The sequence below is a fragment of the Arthrobacter sp. HS15c genome (genome assembly GCF_040812005.1).
Lineage (GTDB): Bacteria > Actinomycetota > Actinomycetes > Actinomycetales > Micrococcaceae > Arthrobacter.
Genome location: NZ_JBFOHM010000002.1, coordinates 134,265 through 152,520, shown reverse-complemented (window position 1 = coordinate 152,520; position 18,256 = coordinate 134,265). Strand labels below are relative to the sequence as shown.

The 18,256-nt window shown below is 67.6% G+C and carries 16 protein-coding genes; 5 read left to right on the top strand and 11 right to left on the bottom strand.

Features of this window, described 5'->3' with window-relative positions; translation table 11 throughout:
- Nucleotides 1-124 precede the first annotated feature (124 nt).
- Together ABV518_RS03690 and ABV518_RS03685 are read right to left on the bottom strand one after the other, a co-directional pair.
- Nucleotides 125-1,522 carry a class I SAM-dependent RNA methyltransferase gene (locus ABV518_RS03690; RefSeq protein WP_367765454.1) on the bottom strand — a complete coding sequence of 466 codons (1,398 nt, stop codon included), beginning with the start codon at nt 1,520-1,522 and terminating at the stop codon, nt 125-127.
- Nucleotides 1,519-3,486, bottom strand: coding sequence for an APC family permease (locus tag ABV518_RS03685; protein ID WP_131134416.1), 1,968 nt, complete (start codon nt 3,484-3,486; stop codon nt 1,519-1,521). The genes ABV518_RS03690 and ABV518_RS03685 overlap by 4 nt, the downstream gene beginning before the upstream one ends.
- Before the next feature lie 453 nt (nt 3,487-3,939).
- On the opposite strand from ABV518_RS03685, the gene ABV518_RS03680 reads away from it, so the two are divergent.
- The 3 genes from ABV518_RS03680 to ABV518_RS03670 all read left to right on the top strand — a co-directional run bounded on the left by ABV518_RS03680 (nt 3,940) and on the right by ABV518_RS03670 (nt 7,780).
- Complete coding sequence (locus ABV518_RS03680) at nt 3,940-6,282, top strand: SulP family inorganic anion transporter (RefSeq protein ID WP_367765453.1); 2,343 nt, start codon at nt 3,940-3,942, stop codon at nt 6,280-6,282.
- Between the two features lie 80 nt (nt 6,283-6,362).
- Nucleotides 6,363-7,034, top strand: coding sequence for a TrkA family potassium uptake protein (locus ABV518_RS03675; RefSeq protein ID WP_310164599.1), 672 nt, complete (start codon nt 6,363-6,365; stop codon nt 7,032-7,034).
- A complete protein-coding gene (locus ABV518_RS03670; protein WP_367765452.1) occupies nt 7,034-7,780 on the top strand; it encodes a TrkA family potassium uptake protein in 747 nt (248 codons plus the stop codon). Before ABV518_RS03675 ends, ABV518_RS03670 begins: the two co-directional genes overlap by 1 nt.
- Here ABV518_RS03670 and ABV518_RS03665 read toward each other — a convergent pair.
- From ABV518_RS03665 to dut, 4 genes are all read right to left on the bottom strand, one after another.
- Entirely contained in the window at nt 7,747-8,493 is a 747-nt protein-coding gene (locus ABV518_RS03665; protein WP_367765451.1) for a DUF3159 domain-containing protein, read from the bottom strand. The two genes, ABV518_RS03670 and ABV518_RS03665, sit on opposite strands and share 34 nt — an antisense overlap.
- Complete coding sequence (locus ABV518_RS03660; protein ID WP_367765450.1) at nt 8,490-8,819, bottom strand: hypothetical protein; 330 nt, start codon at nt 8,817-8,819, stop codon at nt 8,490-8,492. The genes ABV518_RS03665 and ABV518_RS03660 overlap by 4 nt, the downstream gene beginning before the upstream one ends.
- Before the next feature lie 16 nt (nt 8,820-8,835).
- Nucleotides 8,836-9,549: a DUF3710 domain-containing protein gene (locus tag ABV518_RS03655; RefSeq protein ID WP_367765449.1), complete on the bottom strand. Its 714-nt coding sequence runs from the start codon at nt 9,547-9,549 to the stop codon at nt 8,836-8,838.
- A gap of 136 nt (nt 9,550-9,685) precedes the next feature.
- Complete coding sequence (dut, locus tag ABV518_RS03650; protein WP_367765448.1) at nt 9,686-10,207, bottom strand: dUTP diphosphatase; 522 nt, start codon at nt 10,205-10,207, stop codon at nt 9,686-9,688.
- Between the two features lie 95 nt (nt 10,208-10,302).
- Here dut and ABV518_RS03645 point away from each other — a divergent pair, with 95 nt between their 5' ends.
- Nucleotides 10,303-10,791 (top strand): DUF3093 domain-containing protein, encoded by a 489-nt coding sequence (locus ABV518_RS03645; protein WP_367765447.1) that lies wholly within the window; start codon nt 10,303-10,305, stop codon nt 10,789-10,791.
- A gap of 30 nt (nt 10,792-10,821) precedes the next feature.
- Here ABV518_RS03645 and ABV518_RS03640 read toward each other — a convergent pair whose 3' ends face one another.
- Nucleotides 10,822-11,121 (bottom strand): DUF4193 domain-containing protein, encoded by a 300-nt coding sequence (locus ABV518_RS03640; protein ID WP_367765446.1) that lies wholly within the window; start codon nt 11,119-11,121, stop codon nt 10,822-10,824.
- A 294-nt stretch (nt 11,122-11,415) separates the two neighbouring features.
- On the opposite strand from ABV518_RS03640, the gene sepH reads away from it, so the two are divergent.
- Complete coding sequence (sepH, locus tag ABV518_RS03635; RefSeq protein WP_367765445.1) at nt 11,416-12,756, top strand: septation protein SepH; 1,341 nt, start codon at nt 11,416-11,418, stop codon at nt 12,754-12,756.
- Here sepH and ABV518_RS03630 read toward each other — a convergent pair.
- Genes ABV518_RS03630 through ABV518_RS03615 form a run of 4 tightly spaced genes read right to left on the bottom strand, consistent with a single transcriptional unit; the run spans nt 12,753 to nt 18,182 of the window.
- Nucleotides 12,753-13,472 carry a thymidine kinase gene (locus ABV518_RS03630; protein WP_367765444.1) on the bottom strand — a complete coding sequence of 240 codons (720 nt, stop codon included), beginning with the start codon at nt 13,470-13,472 and terminating at the stop codon, nt 12,753-12,755. The genes sepH and ABV518_RS03630 overlap by 4 nt on opposite strands.
- Nucleotides 13,465-14,712, bottom strand: a complete 1,248-nt coding sequence (locus ABV518_RS03625; protein WP_367765443.1) for an alkaline phosphatase family protein — start codon at nt 14,710-14,712, stop codon at nt 13,465-13,467. The genes ABV518_RS03630 and ABV518_RS03625 overlap by 8 nt, the downstream gene beginning before the upstream one ends.
- Nucleotides 14,712-15,458, bottom strand: coding sequence for a DUF5998 family protein (locus tag ABV518_RS03620; RefSeq protein ID WP_367765442.1), 747 nt, complete (start codon nt 15,456-15,458; stop codon nt 14,712-14,714). The genes ABV518_RS03625 and ABV518_RS03620 overlap by 1 nt, the downstream gene beginning before the upstream one ends.
- A 42-nt stretch (nt 15,459-15,500) precedes the next feature.
- Nucleotides 15,501-18,182, bottom strand: a complete 2,682-nt coding sequence (locus tag ABV518_RS03615) for a GNAT family N-acetyltransferase (protein ID WP_367765441.1) — start codon at nt 18,180-18,182, stop codon at nt 15,501-15,503.
- Between the last annotated feature and the right edge of the window lie 74 nt (nt 18,183-18,256).

Genomic DNA, 18,256 nt, shown 5'->3' with positions numbered 1-18,256 from the left:
TTGACCGCTTGCTAGTTAGGCAGGCCTAATTAGTGCAGGCCCTCAAAATTGCATGGGGTCACCCGTGAATACGGAGCGCGACGTGGGACTACTAAGGGCCATAGTAGTCCAATTAGTTTCCCTGTCAGCGGCCTGGCGTCAGCAAAGCCACCGTCTCCAGGTGATGGGTGTGGGGGTAGAGGTCAAGGGCCCGCAGGCCCGCCAGGGACCAGCCTCCCTGCTGGAAGTAACCCACGTCACGTGCGAATGACGCCGGGTCGCACGACACATACGCAATGGCCCGCGGACCGGCGGCGATCAACTGGCCCACCACTGCCTTGCCGGCACCCGCGCGGGGCGGGTCCAGCACCAGGGCATCAAAATTGCGCGGTTTCTGGCGGAGGATACGCTCAACCCGCCCCTGGATGACCTCAACCTGCGGCGCTCCGTGCAGGTTCTTGCGGGCGTCCTTGCTGGTGCCCGGGGCGCCTTCCACCGACAGGACAGAGCCGGTTTCGCCCACGGCGTCGGCCAACGGCGCGGTGAAGAGCCCGGCGCCGGCGTAGAGGTCGGCCACCACGGAACCTGGCGAGAGGAAGCCGCCGTTGTGCAGAAAACCTGTGACAGCCCCCACAAGGGCTTCGGGCGCGTCGCGGTGGATCTGCCAGAAGCCGGCGCCCGAAACCCGGTAGTCGTGTCCCCCCGCGGACTCCTGTACCCAGGTGCGTCCGCGCAGTTGCTGTACCTCATCGGTGAGCGGATCGAACGTGGCGACCGAGACGTCGTCGGGAACCTGTGCGGCGATGGCGCTGAGCCGCTTGGGCTTCGTGCCGGGAGCCGGGGCCAGCAGCACCAGGGGGCGGGAGCCGTTGGCCGGGGCCGCCACTTCCACGCGGTCGATCCCCTGCAGGTCAATGTCCCACAGGCGCAGCCGGTTAATGCCGTCCGAGGCGAGCGGCATCTCCCGCAAGGGGATGATGTGGTCCGAACGGTGGGCGTGCATGCCCAGTTTTCCGCCCGGGGTGACCGAGAAACTTGCCCGCGTCCGCCACCCGAGGCCGGTGCCGGCGTCGTACGTGGTGTCAGCATCAGGGCCGCTGCCGGCCACAGCCTCAACGGTGATGTCCCCGCCGGGAAGCTGCCCGACGCCGGCGAGCCGCTGCAGCTGTTCGGCCAGCACCGCTGCCTTCAGGCTGCGCTGGCGGTCCAGGGAGATGTGGCCGAACTCGGCGCCTCCCACCGGCGGGTGGCCGTGGCCCCAGGACCGTCGGGAGTCGGCGGCGTGCCAGAAGTGCTCCACGCGGTCCGGTGATGCTTCGAGGACGTCGACCACGTCGGCGCGCCAGAATTTGGCTGATTCGCCGGCGTCGGTCAGCCGGACCCGGACTTTTTCGCCGGGGATCGCGTGCCGGACGAAGATCACCCTGCCTTCGTGCCGTGCCACGCAGTGGCCGCCGTGGGCCACCGGACCGACGTCGAGCACCAGCTCCTTAACGTCCTTGGCGGAAGCGGGCTGGGGGTGGGACTGGGTCTGGGAGCTCATTGGATATCCTGCAGGTTCTTTGCTTCTTCGGATGATTTCAGCTGCCACGGAACGCTGGCCACCATCACGCCAGGTTCGAAGTGCAGCCGGGTCTTGATGCGCAGCGCTGTCTGGTTGTGGACCAGCTGCTCCCACCATTTGCCCACCACATATTCGGGGATGTAGACCACGATGAGGTCGCGCGGGGAATCGCGCCGCATGTTCTTGACGTACTCCATGATGGGCGTGATGGTTTCCCGGTAGGGGCTTGCCAGCACTGTCAGCGGCACGGGAATGTCCAGCTTTTGCCAGTCAGCCACCGTGTGGGCGGTTTCCTCGGCGTTGATGTCCACGGTGATGGCGTCCAGCCGGGACGGCCGCGACGCCCGCGCGTAGGCAAGGGCCCGGAGCACCGGTTTGCGTACGTGGGAGACCAGAAGGACGGCGTGGACCCGGGTGGGCAGGGCACGCGGCGAGGAGTCCTCATCCACGGCCAGCTCCTTGGCCACGTTGTCGTAGTGTGCGCGGATGCTCCACATGATCAGGAACAGGACAAACATGGCCAGCAGCGCGATCCAGGCGCCCTGCTCAAACTTGGTGATCAGGACGATTACCAGCACCAGGGCAGTCATGCCGAAGCCGATGGTGTTGATGGTGCGTGACTTGGCCATCCGCAGCCGGACCGTCTTGTCCTTGGCGAGCTTGAGGTGCCTCCCCCAGTGCCTGACCATGCCCAGCTGGCTGAGGGTGAACGAGATAAAGACGCCCACGATGTAGAGCTGGATCAGCTTGGTGACATCGGCGTTGAAGGCGATGATCAGCACCAGCGCACCGGCGGCAAGGGCCAGGACGCCGTTGCTGAACGCCAGCCGGTCTCCCCTGGTCCGCAGCTGGCGGGGAAGGTAGCCGTCCTGGGCCAGGATGGAGCCGAGGACGGGAAAGCCGTTGAACGCGGTGTTGGAGGCAAACACCAGGATCACGCCTGTCGCGGCCACGACGATAAAGAACGGGATGGACCCGGGACCGAAGATGGTCTGGGCGATCTGGCTGATGGCCGGACTTTGGATGTAGCCTTCCGGCAGCGGCAGGCCGTCCACGAGGAATTCCGTAGCGGGGTCCAGGACGATGTGGACCTTCGTGGCGTTGGCAAGGTACATGATGCCGGCGAGCATCGACGCCCCGATGACGCCGAGCAGCAGCAGCGTGGTGGCGGCGTTTTTGCTTTTGGGCACCTTGAAGTTGGGCACTCCGTTGCTGATCGCTTCAACACCGGTGAGGGCCGCGGCGCCGGACGAGAAGGCGCGCAGCAGCAGGAAAGCGCCGGCCAGGCCCACGAGCCCTTCATCAAAACCGGGGGCGGGGACGATCGTGAAATCCGCGGACGGGGCCTCACGCAGCTGGCCGGTGGCGGCCTGGAAGATCCCCACCGCCGTCATGCCCAGGATGGAGGCCATAAAGATGTAGGTGGGGACGGCGAAGACACTGCCGGCTTCCTTGATGCCGCGGAGGTTCACCAGGGCGAGGATCACGACGCCGATGGTGGCGATGAGCGCCTGTTGCCCGTGCAGGGAAGGCACGGCCGTGGTGAGGTACGTGGCGGCCGAAGACATCGAGACCGCTACGGTCAGGACGTAGTCCACCAGCAGGGCCGACGCCACAGTGAGTCCGGCGAACTTGCCGAGGTTCTCATTGGCGATCTCATAGTCGCCGCCGCCGGACGGGTAGGCGTGCACGTTCTGGCGGTAGGAGGCCACCACCGTCAGCAGCACCACCATTACGGCGAGGCCCACCCACGGCGAAAACGCCACAGCGCTCACGCCGGCCAGGGCAAGGGTCAGCAGGATTTCATCCGGAGCGTACGCAACGGAGGACAGGGCATCGGAGGCGAACACCGGAAGTGCGATCCGTTTGGGAAGCAGGGTGTGGGCGAGCCTGTCGTTCCTGAAGGGCCGGCCCACCAGCACCCGTTTTATGGCGTTCAGCATTGTCAGCACAATTGTTCCTTGAGACTACTCACGACGCCCCACTTCTGTTGAGCACTAGAGCAACCTTACGACACTGCCGTCAGACCCGATCGGGTGCCCGCCTTCGGCAGGCACCCACACATCGGGGCAGCGGTCCAGTCACACCGCAACAGGGTGTCACCGGACTAGACCACGATGCTCCGGCAGCGGCGCTGGCCACTGGGTTTGGCCGGTCCGTGGACGTAAAAACGGCACCAAGCAGGGAACTTGACTTGAATACCGGGCACCGGAGTGTGCACCGCGGCACGGCAGGAAACCGGCCCCCGCGGCACTGTTTGCACGGCACCCGAATCCTCCGTGTGACGCCGGCATGGGCCGGAAAACAGGGTGTTGTTTCTCACTGCGCAGTTCCTTGCACGCGCCGTTGGCCGGTCAATAGCGTGGCCACCACTGCCGGACAAACGAAGGACTGACATGAGAACAGCACCTGTTGCGACGGAAACTTCCCACCCGCTCACCAAGGACGGAGGACCACCGCCCGGTGTCCCTGGGCCCGGCGGGCCCGCCCGCCGGCTGGCCGACGTGCTCCGGTACGACCTGCCGGCGTCGCTGGTGGTTTTCCTCGTGGCGGTGCCGCTCTCGCTGGGCATCGCGGCAGCCTCGGGAGCGCCCATCATGGCCGGCCTGATTGCCGCGGCGGTAGGCGGCATCGTGGCCGGCAGCCTGGGCGGCTCGCCGCTCCAGGTGAGCGGGCCCGCCGCAGGCCTGACGGTGATTGTGGCAGGGCTCGTTGACCAGTTCGGCTGGCCGGCCACGTGCGCCATCACCGCCGCGGCCGGGGTGCTGCAGGCCGTCCTGGGCCTCGCCCGGTTTGGCCGGGTCGCCCTGGCCATCGCGCCGGTTGTGGTCCACGCGATGCTGGCGGGCATCGGCATCACCATTGTCCTCCAGCAGTTCCATGTGCTCGTCGGTGCGGGTTCCGCCAGTTCGGCGATCGGCAACATCGCCGCGATCCCCGCCAGCCTGGCTGCCATCGAGATCGCGGCTGCAGCGCTTGGCATCACGGTCATCGGAACATTGCTCCTCTGGAAGCGCCTGCCTGAGCCGGTTCGCCGCGTTCCCGGTCCGCTGGTGGCAGTCATCGCCGCCACGGCACTCTCCCTTCCGTTCGGCGTCGACCGGATCACGTTCAACGGATCCCTGACCGATTCCCTGGGCCTGCCTCAGTTGCCCGCCGGCAACTGGAACGCCGCGGTCATCGGCGCCGTCACCATCGCCCTGATCGCAAGCGTGGAATCCCTGCTCTCGGCAGTGGCCGTGGACAAGATGCACCACGGCCCACGGACTAACTTCAACCGGGAACTCCTGGGCCAGGGCGCCGCCAACGTGACGTCCGGACTCCTCGGCGGCATGCCCGTAACGGGTGTCATTGTCCGCAGCGCCACCAACCTGGAAGCGGGGGCACGGACCCGTTCCTCCGCCGTCCTGCACGGGGTCTGGGTGCTGGTCTTTTCACTCCTGCTGGCCGGACTGATCCAGCTGATCCCCGAGTCCGTCCTGGCCGGACTGCTGATCATCGTCGGCGCGCGGCTGGTGCGCCCCGCGGACATCAGCACGGCGCGGCGGACCGGTGACCTGCTCGTCTACGTGGTGACGCTGTCCATCGTGGTGTTCGCCAACCTGCTCGTGGGCGTGCTGACCGGACTGCTCCTGGCCATTGTGCTGGTGCTGTGGCGGATCGCGCGGGCAACTGTGACCGCAGCCCCGGATCCGGGAACCGGGGGCGGCTGGCGCGTGGTGATCGACGGCTCCTGCAGCTTCCTGTCGCTGCCCCGGCTCAGCGCCGTACTCGCCACTGTCCCCGCCCGTACCAGCGTGACCCTTGAACTGGACGTCGACTACCTGGACCACCCGGTCCATGACGCGCTGGACGCCTGGCAGACCCGCCATGTGGCCACCGGCGGTACCGTCACGGTGGAGGAACACGGCACCGCCAGCCTGGAGGATGCCCACGCCGCACCGCCCTGCCGCGGTGACGCCCGGTCCGCCCTCCGCGGCGGATTCGCCCCGTGGCGCAGCTGGCAGCAGCAGACAACGTCCTCCCCCGCCGCGGAGAGCCCGGACGTTCCGTCCCTGCAGCCGGTCATGGCCGGCGTCGAAAACTACCACCGCCGCACGGCTGACCTGCTCAGGCCGCACGTCGGCGAGCTGGCCACCTACCAGGACCCGTCCACGCTGTTCCTGACCTGCGCGGACTCACGCCTGGTGCCGAACCTGATCACCAGCAGCGGCCCCGGAGACCTGTTCACCGTCCGCAACGTGGGCAACGTGGTGGGCAGGCCTGGAACCGATGCCGCCACTGATGCGGCGCTGGAGTTTGCCGTTGCCAAACTCGCCGTCGAGTCCCTGGTGGTGTGCGGCCACAGCGGCTGCGGAGCGATGACGGCGCTGCTGGACGGAGGGGACAGCGGGGACAGCGGGCAGGGGCCAATCGATGTGTGGCTGGAACAGTCCCGCGCCAGCCTGGCGGCCTTCCACAACGGCCACCCGGTAAAGGGCGCGGCCGCGGCGGCGGGGTTCAGCCCTGTGGACCAGTTGGCCATGGTCAACGTGGCCGTCCAGCTGGAGCGGCTGCAGGGCCATCCCTCGGTGGCTGGCGCACTGCAGGCAGGCACGGTCCAGCTCACCGGCCTGTTCTACGACATCCCCACCGCCCGTGTCCTCCAGGTCACTGCCAACGGCATCGGCCACCTGCACCCGCTTCCGGAGCCGGCCGGCGCCCCGGAGCCTGTGGCCGCCGGCGCCGGCAACGCCTGACGCGCAGCTGAAAGGATCGCCGCGCGGGGCCGGTAGAGTTCTAGCAGCAGTAATGGGCCAGGAAAGTTGAGGAGATACGGGTGGCGCACTTCGTGATCATGGGATGCGGCCGGGTGGGAGCAACGCTGGCGCACACGCTCGAGGACGCCGGCCACTCTGTGGCCATTATCGACCAGGACGACCGCGCCTTCCGCCGTCTCCGCCAGGGCTTCACCGGCCGGAAGGTCACCGGCGTCGGGTTTGACCGGGACACGCTGAAGCAGGCCGGAGTCGCCGAAGCGTACGCCTTCGCGGCGGTCTCCAGCGGCGACAACTCCAACATCCTGGCCACCCGCGTTGCCCGTGAGACGTTCCACGTCCCGCACGTCGTGGCCAGGATCTATGATCCCGGCCGCGCGGAGATCTACCAGCGGCTCGGCATTCCCACCGTCGCGGCGGTGCGCTGGAGCGCGGACCAGGTCCTGCGGCGCATCCTTCCCGAACAGCACCTGGCCGGGGATTTCCGGGAACCCTCCGGCCGGCTGGTCCTGGCGGAACTGGACCTCGACGCCGGCTGGATCGGGCACCGGATCACCGAGATCGAGAAGGCTGCCGACGTCCGTGTCGCGTACCTCACCCGGTTCGGCGAAGGCATCCTCCCGGAGCCGGGCATGGCCTACCAGGACGGGGATACCGTCCACGCCATGCTGCTGGTGGACCGCAGCCCGCAGGTCGCCCACATTCTGGCCAAAGCACCCGCCAAGGAGTTGTAGTGAAAGTTGTCATCGTGGGCGCCGGCAGTGTCGGCTCGTCGATCGCCAGGGAGCTGCTGGCGCACAAGCACGAAATCCTGCTCATCGACCTCAAACCAGAGGTCATCGGACGCAGCGGACTCCGCGGCGCGCACTGGCTCGTGGGCGACGCCTGCGAGCTCAGTACCCTGCAGGGCGCAAAGATGGAGGACGCCGACGTCGTCGTTTCAGCCACAGGCGACGACAAGGTCAACCTGGTCGTGTCGCTCCTGGCCAAGACCGAGTTCGGTGTGGGCCGCACCGTGGGCCGGGTCAACAATCCGAAAAACGACTGGATGTTCAACGACTCCTGGGGAGTGGACGTCGCCGTCAACACCCCCCAGCTGATGACCGCCCTCGTGGAGGAAGCGGTGGAGATCGGTGACCTTGTCCGGCTGCTCACCCTTCAGACCGGGGTGTCATCGATCGTGGAGTTCACCGTCCCGCACGATTCGCACGCCATCGGCCTCACCGTGGGCGAGATCCACTGGCCTGAAGACTCCACGCTCGTGGCCATCCTGCGGGACCATGCCCCCATCACGCCCAGCCGGGATGACGTGATCGACGGCGGCGACGAACTGTTCTTTGTTACCACCATCGCGGCTGAAGACGAACTGCGCGCCCTGCTCTCCCCCGAATCAGCCGAGGCCTCCGACGGAGAACACGCGCCCGAGGGCGTCCAGCCGGTGGAAGCTCAGGCCCCGGAGGACGACGGCTTCGACGGCTGAGTGCCGTCGTCGGCCGGAACCGGCCGCGTGAGGAGCCAGGCAATCCAGATGCCCAGGATGTACAACGGCGCACCCATGATGAGCCGGGTGGTGGCCAGCGCCGCGAGTCCGTCTTCGCCCAGCAGATACAGCGGAACCTGCACCACAAGCCGCAGCATGAGGACAGCGATAATGATCCAGGTCCCCAGCTGATAGGCCTTCACACGGGCAGGGTCCTTGCGCCAGTCAAGGCCCTCGTTCCGGATGAAGCCGAACAGCAGGCCGGCAATGGGCCACTTGACGAAGATGGATACCACCATGGCCAGGATGTAGGCCGCGTTGGTGAAGAATCCGGGAAGGTAGAAGTCTTCTGCCTTGCCTGTTGTATTGGCCAGCCAGGCAGAGATTCCCACACCCACCACGCCGGCCAGGGCCTGCGTCAGGGGCCGTCGCTGCACGAGCCGCACTACGGTGAACACAGCTGCGGACGCCAAAGCTGCCACCAGTGAAGGGGTCAGGTCGCGGGTGATGGTGAAGGCAATGAGGAAAACCAGTCCGGGGAGGATGCTCTCGGCAATGCCCTGGACACCGCCGGCACTGCGCAGGACATCGATCCGGCCGTCGTGCGTGCGGTGCAGGCCGGCCTTGGCCGCGTACCCTTCGGCGAGCCCGGCCATCGTCGGCTGCTCCTGGGACGGCTCGGAAGGCTTCTCGGGCTGCTGCGGCGCGGTCATTCGTTCTCCTGGCGGGACAGTATTTCGTAGCGTGGGTTGAACATCGTGGGCAGGCCCTGGCTGTGCGTCAGCATGCCTTCAAGCCGGACTTCGGTGCCGGCGTCGATTCCCGGAACGCGGCGCCGGCCCAGCCAGATGACGCGGAGCCGGCCGGTCGCGGTCCTGGAGCCCGGCCGCGGACCTTCCGAGTCGGTGACAATGGCCGTGAACGCGGCCGTCTGGTCGGCCGGCACGTACGTGACCGACTCGATGTAACCGTGGCAGGCCACCCGGCCCTTGTCCGGGAGCTCGCTGACGGGCACGCCGGCTCCCCCGTGCGGGGACATGGCACCCTGACGGGAATCAGCCAATCTGTGTGATCTCCGGGCCGCGTTCGGGTTCCTGCAGAGCAGGGGCACCGGGCGGCGGCGTCATGCTGGCGTCCTTGGGCAGGCGCAGCTGGAGCAGGTCACGCGGCGGCATGGGGCTGTCGCCGCGGATCACCACAATCTTGCGGAAAAGCGTTTCCAGGGGGCCGGCGGCGTCCCGGTCCATGGCTGCGGCTCCGCCCAGGACGCCGCGCAGGAACCAGCGCGGACCGTCGACCCCAACGAAGCGGGCCACCCGGTAGCCCTGGCTGCCATCCGGCGCACCGGCGGGAAGCTTGGCCACCAGTTCGGTGCCGAACTGGCCCTGGACTTCTTCAACCTGTCCGCCCTGGCTGCCCACGGACTGGCCGATCTGTTCCCGGATCTCGTCCCAAAGACCCTCGGACTTCGGGGCGGCGAACGCCTGGAGCTGCAGGCTGGAGCCGTTCAGGTCCATGGTCACGGCCACCACACGCTGGGTTGCTTCTTCCACCTCGAGCCGGAGCTGCAGTCCCTCGCTGGGTGAGATCAGGAGGGCGCCAAGATCCACGTAGCCGTCACGGCTGGTGATTTCGGAGACATCAAAAGGTCCGGTTGCGCTGCGGCCGGTAGCGTCCAATGACTCCTCCGCGGCCTCCGCCGGTGACACCGGGGCGTCCGGTTCGTCTGCTTGTTCCTTCTTGGCTTTCCTGCCGAGCCCAAAAACCATGGGTCGTCTCCTTAGTTGTGAATGTGCGCGGCCGGCGGTCCCGCCGTAAGCCTGGGTCCCGCCATAAATCGTCAATGCCGGACGGCCGCCACCTGCACTGGCCGTGGCGCGAACCCGGTCCTGCTTGGGCAGTGGGTCAGGCAGTGGGAGGCGTAAATCCGCCGGTGGAGCCGAACCCGCCGGCGCCCCGCACGGACCCGTCCAGTTCATCGACGGGGACGAACTGTGCGTACTCCACCCGCTGGATGACCATTTGTGCAATTCTATCGCCGCGCCGCAGTTCAATGTCCTGCCGGTTGTCCGTGTTCAGGAGGGTCACGGAGATTTCGCCGCGGTAGCCAGCGTCAACGGTGCCAGGCGCGTTTACGATCGTCAGCCCGTGCTTCGTGGCCAGGCCGGAGCGGGGGTGGATCAGTGCCACGTAGCCGTCCGGCAGGGAAATGGAAACCCCGGTGGGAACCAGCTTCCGCTCCCCCGGCTGCAGGACCACATCAACGCGAGCGCGCAGGTCCGCGCCGGCGTCGCCGGGGTGGGCGTAGGACGGAGCTTCCAGGCCGGGGTCGAGCATTTTCAGCTGTACCTGCAGGGTGGGGGCGCCGAGCGCTGCGTGGGCCTGGGGTTCGGAAGCGGTTTCTACCGTGGCAAGTTCGTCAGTCACAGTCACTCACTCTAACGCCCGCGCGCATGTTCGGCCTAGCTTCGGCGGTTCCGGGCCAAGATGAAATAGGCCCCCAAAGATGGAAAGCTGGGGGCATGCCCGAATCAAGCTCCGCCGTACCGGTTCCCAACAGCCCCTCCGCCACTCCTTCGGTGGTTTTCCGGGAGAAACTCTGGCCAACGCCGTGGGTGTGGATCATTGTGGCCGGGATCGCAGGTGCGGGCATCCTGGTGTTTGCCCCGATCAGCGCGGCGGCCGGCTACACGGCGGCAGCGGTGCTGTTCACCATCATGGCCGTCCTCCTGGTGCTCTCCACCCCCACCATCACGGTCACAAATGACGCCCTCACGGTGGGACGGGCAACGATCGAGCGCCGGTTCGTCGGCAGTGTCCAGGCTTTCCGCACCAAGGAAGCGACAGCTGAGCGCGGCACCAGGCTCAACGGACTGGCCTACCTCTGCATCCGGGGCTGGATCGACCCCGTGGTCAGGATCGACATCACCGACCCCTCGGACCGGACCCCGTACTGGCTGACATCCACGCGCCGCCCCGAGGAACTCACTGCCGCCCTGTCCGCCAAATAGCGGGCCGCTGTCCAGGAGCCGTAATCCCGGTCAGCCTTCGCACTCCTTGCAGTAGAAGCGGCCGTCTTTTTCCCTGGCGATCTGGGACCGGTGGCGGACCAGGAAACATGAGGAGCAGGTGAACTCGTCGGCCTGCGCGGGGACCACGTGGACCAGGAGCTCTTCGCCTGAAAGGTCCGCGCCGGGGAGTTCGTAGCCGGCCGCTAGATCACTCTCGTCCTCCTCCACCACCGCGGTGGGCTTGTCCGAACGCCGGGTCTTCAGTTCCTCAATGGAATCCTCGTTGAGGTCTTCTTCGGACTTCCGCGGCGCATCATAATCGGTGGCCATTTCCTCTAAACCTCGCTCCATTTCCGGTGGCCGGGTGCGTCACCTTCATAACGCCGGACGCTGTGCGTTTGTGCCCTGCGTGGGGCACATCTTTCCGCAAGCCGGCGGTAAAAGCCAGAGCCCGGGAAAGGTCCCGGCGGTGGTGTCTCCAAAACGGCAGCGTCCGCCGCCGCGCTCCCCGGCAAAGGCCCGGAAACTCCCGGAATATCGCGGCGCGCCCTATCTCCTAACCCAAAAAGGGACTGCCGGGTGGCAGAGTTTCGATTGATAGTAATGCCAGGGTGGAGGATTTGTATGCAGGATCTACGGCTTGTAGGCGTACACGACGACGGGGAGCATCTCCTGTTGAGCGGTGCCGGCGGCGAGATGTTCCAGCTGCCGATCGATGAAGCGCTGCGGGCAGCCAGCCGGTCTTCGGCGAAGGCCGCGTTCGGCGTGCCCCCCGTTGCCATGTCCCCGCGGGATATCCAGGCGAGGATCCGCAGCGGTGCCACCGCCGCGGAGGTCGCAGACCTTTCCGGGCTGCCCCTTGCCAAGGTCGAACGCTACGAGGGGCCCGTGCTCGCTGAACGTGAGTATGTGGCCCAGCAGGCCCGGAAAATCGAGGTGGCGTCCCCTTCGCCCGGTCACGACGCGTACCGTTCCGCTTTCGGCGACAACCCGGCGTCGCTCGACGACATGGTCTCGCACCGGCTGCGGGCCCACGGCATCGAACCGTCCTCCGTCGAGTGGGACTCCTGGCGGCGTCCGGATGGCAGCTGGACTGTGGCTGCCCGCTTCGAAGCGAAGAAGGACGGCACGGCAGGCATCGGTGAGGAACCGCCGGCACTGTGGACCTTCAGCCCTGCCCGAAAGTCCCTGCAGAATGCCAACCGCTGGGCGCAGCAGCTCAGCGAGCTCGAACCCCTGGACGGCCTTGTTCCCGCACGGCGGCTGACCGCCGTCTCGGACCGGCCTTTTGATTTTGAGACCGATGCCGAAGCGGCAGCCCGCCACTCTTCCGGCCCGCACACCGGACCGCATGCCCTCCAGCCGGCCGGCAAGGACGCCGACGGACTGCTGGACATGCTCCGTTCACGCCGCGGCCAGCGGCTGGGTGTGGACGAGGACGCCGATGACGCCCTCGCGCTGCTTCTCACGCACGGCGTACCGGCAGCCCATCCGAGGCCTTCCGAGGTCCAGCCCGAGCCGGAGCAGCAGGAGCCGGCTCCCGCCGGTTCCGAGCCCGACGCCCCGGCGGCCCAGGCTGATCCCCTCACCCGCAGGCGTGACGCCAGGCCGTCCATGATGTCGCGGCTGAGTCTTCTCCCTTTGCACAAGGACGACGACGATGACGTCCTGAAGCTGCACGACGGCGTGAGCACCGAAACACGGGAAGTCACCATTGTGGCGTCCCCGCCCCGCCCGGCCGGACAGGGCGCTCCCGCTGCCGTCCCGCCGAAGGAGCACACAGGTGCCAGTTTTGGCCTTGAGGAGCTGCTCGGGGGCCGGAACCTGCGGCGCCCGAATGAGGATTCCGCTCCGGCCGCCCGTGCTGACCGTGATGCTGACGTGCCCGAACGGCAGCCTTCCAAGCCGAAGCGCTCCAGCATTCCCACGTGGGACGAGATCGTGTTCGGGACCAGGGGCGACTAGCCTGCTGTTCCGCCTGAACCTCGCCACAGGCAGGCGTCCGTCTCGAACGGCAACAGCTGGTCCTCCTGGGCCATGATGTGGGCACCGTGCGCGGTGACCCGCCGCATGTAGTGACGGCGGCAAAGGGTTTCGTAACCCACCACCGGAAGCTGGCCTTCCGTGGAGGCCGCCGCGGGATCGCTGGCCATGTCCACGTCGCCCACCACCACCTGGGCGCCTTCCATGACCATCACACCGTCCACGGTTCGCGCGTTGTGGGTGGCCCGCCGCCCGCACCAGCACAGCGCCTCCACCTGCAGGACCTGGACCCGGTCGGCGAGTTCGATCAGCCGCTGGGATCCCGGAAAGAGCCTCGTGCGGAAGTCCGCGGTGATCCCGAACGCAAAAACGTCGACGTCGATCTCGTCCACGAGCCGCGCCAGCTGTTCCACCTGGAGGGGTGAATAGAACTGCGCTTCGTCACAGATCAGGTAGTCCACGCGCTGGCCGCGGGTGCGCCTGTCCACCACTTCATCCCAGAAGTCAGTACCGTCCGTGACCTCCAGGGCGTCGGTCTCCAGCCCAAGCCGGCTGGAAATCCGCGAGCCGCCGGCCCGGTCGTTCCGGCTGAACCTGATCCCGCCGCGCCCGCGGGCACGGTGGTTGTAGTCCATCTGCAGGGCCAGCGTGGACTTGCCGCAGTCCATGGTCCCGGAGAAAAACACCAGCTCAGCCACGTCCGGCCTTTCGGCCTTCCGCGGTGAAACACAGCAGCGGAACTTCCCGTTCGGCTTTGGTCAGCGAGCCGTGCTGGCCCACTACCTCCATGGCGGCCGGGCGCACCCGTCGTTTGTCGTAAAGCGCCAGGGCGTCCCGCGCCGCGATCATCACGTCGCCGATCCGGGGTCCGACGGCGGGACGCAAGTCTCCGAACAGGCCGCCGGCCACCGCGTCGTCACGGGTGAACGCCCAGATCCTGTCGCCGAAGCGGTTCCGCCAGGCATCCAGCAGCTTGTCCCGTCCGGCGTCGTCGACGGTTTCCTCGAGGTAGAGGTGCACCATGCGGGGCTCGCCCGCGGTGTGCCGCACGCCGGCGATGAGGGCGGGATCCGCCGCGTAGTCGATCCGCTGCGCCGGCGGCACGTCAAGCATGCCGTGGTCCGCAGTGAGCAGCACCGTGGTTCCGGCCGGGAGGGAGGCGTTGAGGCGCTTGACGGTGGCGTCCAGCTCCTCCAGCTGGTGTTCCCACTGCTCCGACTGGCAGCCGTACCGGTGGCCGGCCTTGTCCAGTTCGTTCACGTAGAAGTACATCAGCGACGGCCCGGCCGCAGCCATGGCTTCGGCGGCGGCGCCCGTGCGGGCATGCGAGGTGGTGCCCGAGATGAAGCGGCCGCCACGGAGGGCCGCCTGGGTCATGGGCGAGTTGCCGAACTGCGGCAGGCTCACGGTGGTCACGTCGACCGAGGCGGCGGCCCGTTCAAAAACTGTGGGGAACGGCTGCCACGTGAGCGGGTCAACGCCGGCGTCCCAGTTGCCGAGCATGTTGACCACTTTGTCCTGGTCCGGGTCCAGGACGTCGTAGCCCACCATTCCGTGCTGGCCCGGGGCCAGCCCGGTCCCGAAGCTGGCGAGGGCCGCAGCAGTGGTGGACGGGAAGGTGGAGTCCAGCCAGACCGGAATGTTGCCCTGCCCCTTGTTCATGACGGACCGCAGGAACGGTGTGTGCGCGGACTTCTGCTTCAGCAGGTTCCGGCCGAGTCCGTCCGCCAGGACCACGCAGACCCGTGACGATGGCGGCAGGCCCAGGGTGTTCGTGAACCCGTCGACGCCCAGGCTTGCGGCGGCGCTGGTGAGTACGTCCGAGATGGAACGCTGGCCGAAGGCGGGCGGGTGCGGCAGGGTGGCCGTGCCGGCCCGTTCGGCCGGAGACGCTTCGGCCACAGATGAAGGGACTGCGGTTTTTCCGTGGTCCGGCATCAGCGCTGCTGGTGTCCGCGGCTGAGGCGGTTTCCGAAGACGCCGGCACGCGGGCGGGGCTGCATGGACTGTGCGCCGTGCAGGACCGGCGAGGTGGATCCTGTGTTGACGGCCCGCAAGGCACGGGCGAAGAGCTTGGCGTCCTGGACGGCCTGGAGCCCGTCAGCTTCCGCGCTGATCCGCAGCACGATGTCCTCCTGGGCGATGGTGCCGCTGTAGCCGTGGTCAGCTTCACACTGCGGGTCCCCGCAGCTGGCCGGGCCCATGTCCAGCCGCTGGCCGCCGGACCAGGCGATGGCCAGGGTCAGTTCGCGCACGGGGTCAGAGGGCTTGTAGTTCTGCGGCTGGGCGTACATGTAGCTGAGGACCACCGACCGGATCTGCGCCACGGGAACGGACTCGGTGGAGATCTGGGCCACGATCTGCTCGCCGGCTTCATCCAGCTGCTGGTCGTCCACGTGTGTGATCACCAGCATGTCCGAGGTGAGCACCAGGACCGTGATGTGGCGCCGCACCTCTGCCCGGTCAAAGTGCGTCTCAAGGTGGACCAGGTGTGCGACGCAGTCGCGGCCGTCCAGGGCGTCGTCGACGACGTCGGCCACCAGCCGGGGGTAGAAGCCTGCCTTTTGCAGGGCACCGTCAAGGCTCTGGCCTTGGGCGCTGTGGCTGTGTGAGCTGTGGGGGCGGGTGGCCTGGTTGTCATTGCCGGGCGTTTGAGGCGTCGACGTGGGAGGCTGTGAGCTCATTCCCCCATTTTCACAGATCGGCCGGGGACTTGCTAACTGCGGCTACCCCAGCATGGCCCGGCGGGCGCTGTCCGTCCGCTGGGCCGCGTTCCCGATTCGAACGTCCGCGGCGAGGATGGCAACTCCCTGCGTGCCGCAGAGCACGGGGTTGAAATCGACCAGCGCAATCTCGGGGTGGTTGTCCTTCATCCAGGCGAGCCGGCCGGCGAGTTCCTCCAGTGCAGCCACATCCACGGCGGGCAGGCCCTGGTAGCCGAAGAGCTTGCGGGCGGCCCGCGGGCTCCGGATGAAGTCCTTGACATCGGCTGCGGACAGGGGCGGCGTACGGTGGGCCCAGTCGTCCAGCAGGTTGACGGCGTCTCCGGCCAGGCCGAACGAGACGACGGGGCCCAGCAGCGGGTCTTCGATGGCCCGGAACGTGCAGGCCTGCCCCACCGGGGCCATGGACTGCACCTCAAGCGACGCCGGGCCGTACGATGCCAGGGAGCGCCGCATCTGCACGATGTTGTGGCGCAGCGATTCGGCGTCCTCGATGCCCAGGCGCACGCCGCCCAAGTCCAAACGGTGCCGGAGTGCCGGGTCGGTGGTTTTGAGGGCGACGGGCCATCCCAGCGCCTGGGCCGCGTCGACGGCCTGGTCTTCGGTTTCGAAACCGAGGGACGGCAGGACGCTGATCCCGTAATACTGCAGGAGCGAAGCTGCCGCGTCCTGGTCGAGCTGTTTGAGCTGCTCGCCGTGGACGTCCGCGAGCAAGAGCTCCAGTCTGGCGCGGGCGCCGTCGGGGTCGCATCCGACGGGTTCCACAAAGTGGCCGTGGTCCCGCGCAACCCATTCGGCGTACCGGACCACGGCTGCGAGCGCCGCCACGGCCGCCCCGGGGTTGGAAAAGCACGGGACGGCAGGTGCCTCACCCACCATCCCTTCCACATAGATGGACGGGTCAAGGATGCCGGTGAAGGCAGCCACCACGGGTTTGCCTGCTTCCGCGGCACATTCGGCCAGGACTCCGGCGATGCTTTCCACGGTGAGGCCGCGCGCCGGGAGCAGGGCCGCTACGACGGCGTGGACGTGCTCGGACGCCAGGGTGTCCTGGAGGCTGCGCCGGAGGGCCGGCAGTGCGAGCGACATGCCGGCGTCGAGGTCCAGGCCGGTGACCAGCGAACCCACGCCCAGGCCCTGGGCCAGGGCACTGTCCGCCACGACTTTGGCCAGGGCCTGCGAGTTGCTGAGGATGGCCAGTTCCGGGCCTGCCGGCAGCGGCTGCCCGGCCACGATCTGGGCCACGTCCATGAGCTGTTCGATGGTTTCCACCCTGATGACCCCTGACTGGCGCATCATGGCATCCAGGGCACCGGCGGGCGCCTGGGTGGTGCGGACGGCATGCCCGGGCGGCAGGCGCAGGCCCATGGACTCGGACTTGGCCACGATCACCGGTTTGGTGCGCGCCAGCCGCCGCGCGAGGCGGGAGAACTTGCGGGGGTTGCCGATCGACTCCAGGTACAGGGCGACCGCGGCGGTGTCGGCGTCGTCCTCCCAGAACTGCATCATGTCGTTTCCGGAGACGTCCGCCCTGTTGCCCGCCGACAGGAAGGTGGAGACTCCCATCCGGCGCCTGCTGGACGCGGCGTAGAGGGACACCCCGATGGCGGCTGACTGGCTGAACAGGCCTAGGCCGCCCCGCCGCGGCAGGGTGGGCGCCATGGAGGCGTTCAGCGATACGTCCGGGTGGGTGTTGACGACGCCCAGCGAGGCGGGGCCGATCACGCGCATCCCGTTGGCCCGTGCCTTGCGGACCAGGTCGCGCTGGCGGGCGAGGCCGCGTTCGCCGTCGTCAGCGAAGCCTGCGGAGGCGACCACCACCCCCTTGACGCCGGCGGCGGCGCAGTCGTCCACCACGGCGGGGACTTCCTCATACGGGACCGCGATGACCGCGAGCTGCACCGGGCCGGGAACCTCGGACAGCCTGCCGAAGGACAGCATGCCGGCGAGCTCCAGCGCTTCGGGATTGATGGCGTAGACAGGCCCCGCGAAGCCGCCTTCGATGATGTGCTCCAGCAGCTGGTGGCCTACCGTCCCCCATTTGCGGCTGGCCCCGATCACGGCAATGGACGACGGCGCCAGCAGGTCCCGGACGCTCCTCGCCTCGGCGCGGTGCTCGCGGGACTCCATCACCGCTCGGGATTTGTCCGTGGGGCCGATGTTGAATTCGAGGCTGACCACGCCGTCGTCGAAATGGCGTTTGACGTCATATCCGGCGTCGGAGAAGACCATCAGCATTTTCCGGTTCTCCGGCAGCACCTCGGCGCTGAACCGGCGGATCCCGTTTTCCTGGGCGGCTGCGGCGAGATGCTCCAGCAGGATGGAGCCGATGCCCCTGCCCTGGTGCGCGTCCGCGATGTTGAAGGCGACCTCGGCCTCGGTGGGATCATCGAGCCGGTCGTAGCGGCCGATCCCGATGATCTCGCCGCCGATGGTGATCACGAACGCCACCCGGTCCTTGTAGTCCACCTCCGTGAAGCGCTTGAGCTCCTTGCTGGAGAGCCTGGCCTTGAAGGCGAAGAACCGCATGTAGATGGAGTCCTGGGACTGGCCGGTGTGGAAGGCCTGCACGGCGTCGGCATCGGCGGGGTGGATGGGCCTCAGATGGGCGGTTCCGCCGTCCCGCAGGACGACATCGGCTTCCCAATATTCCGGATATACGCCGTCCCCGGGCTGATCCACCATAGGCTTAGCCTAGCCAAAAACTCCCGCCGCACACCCCGGTGCGGCCAATCAGTGCCAGATCCAGTACCCCCAGA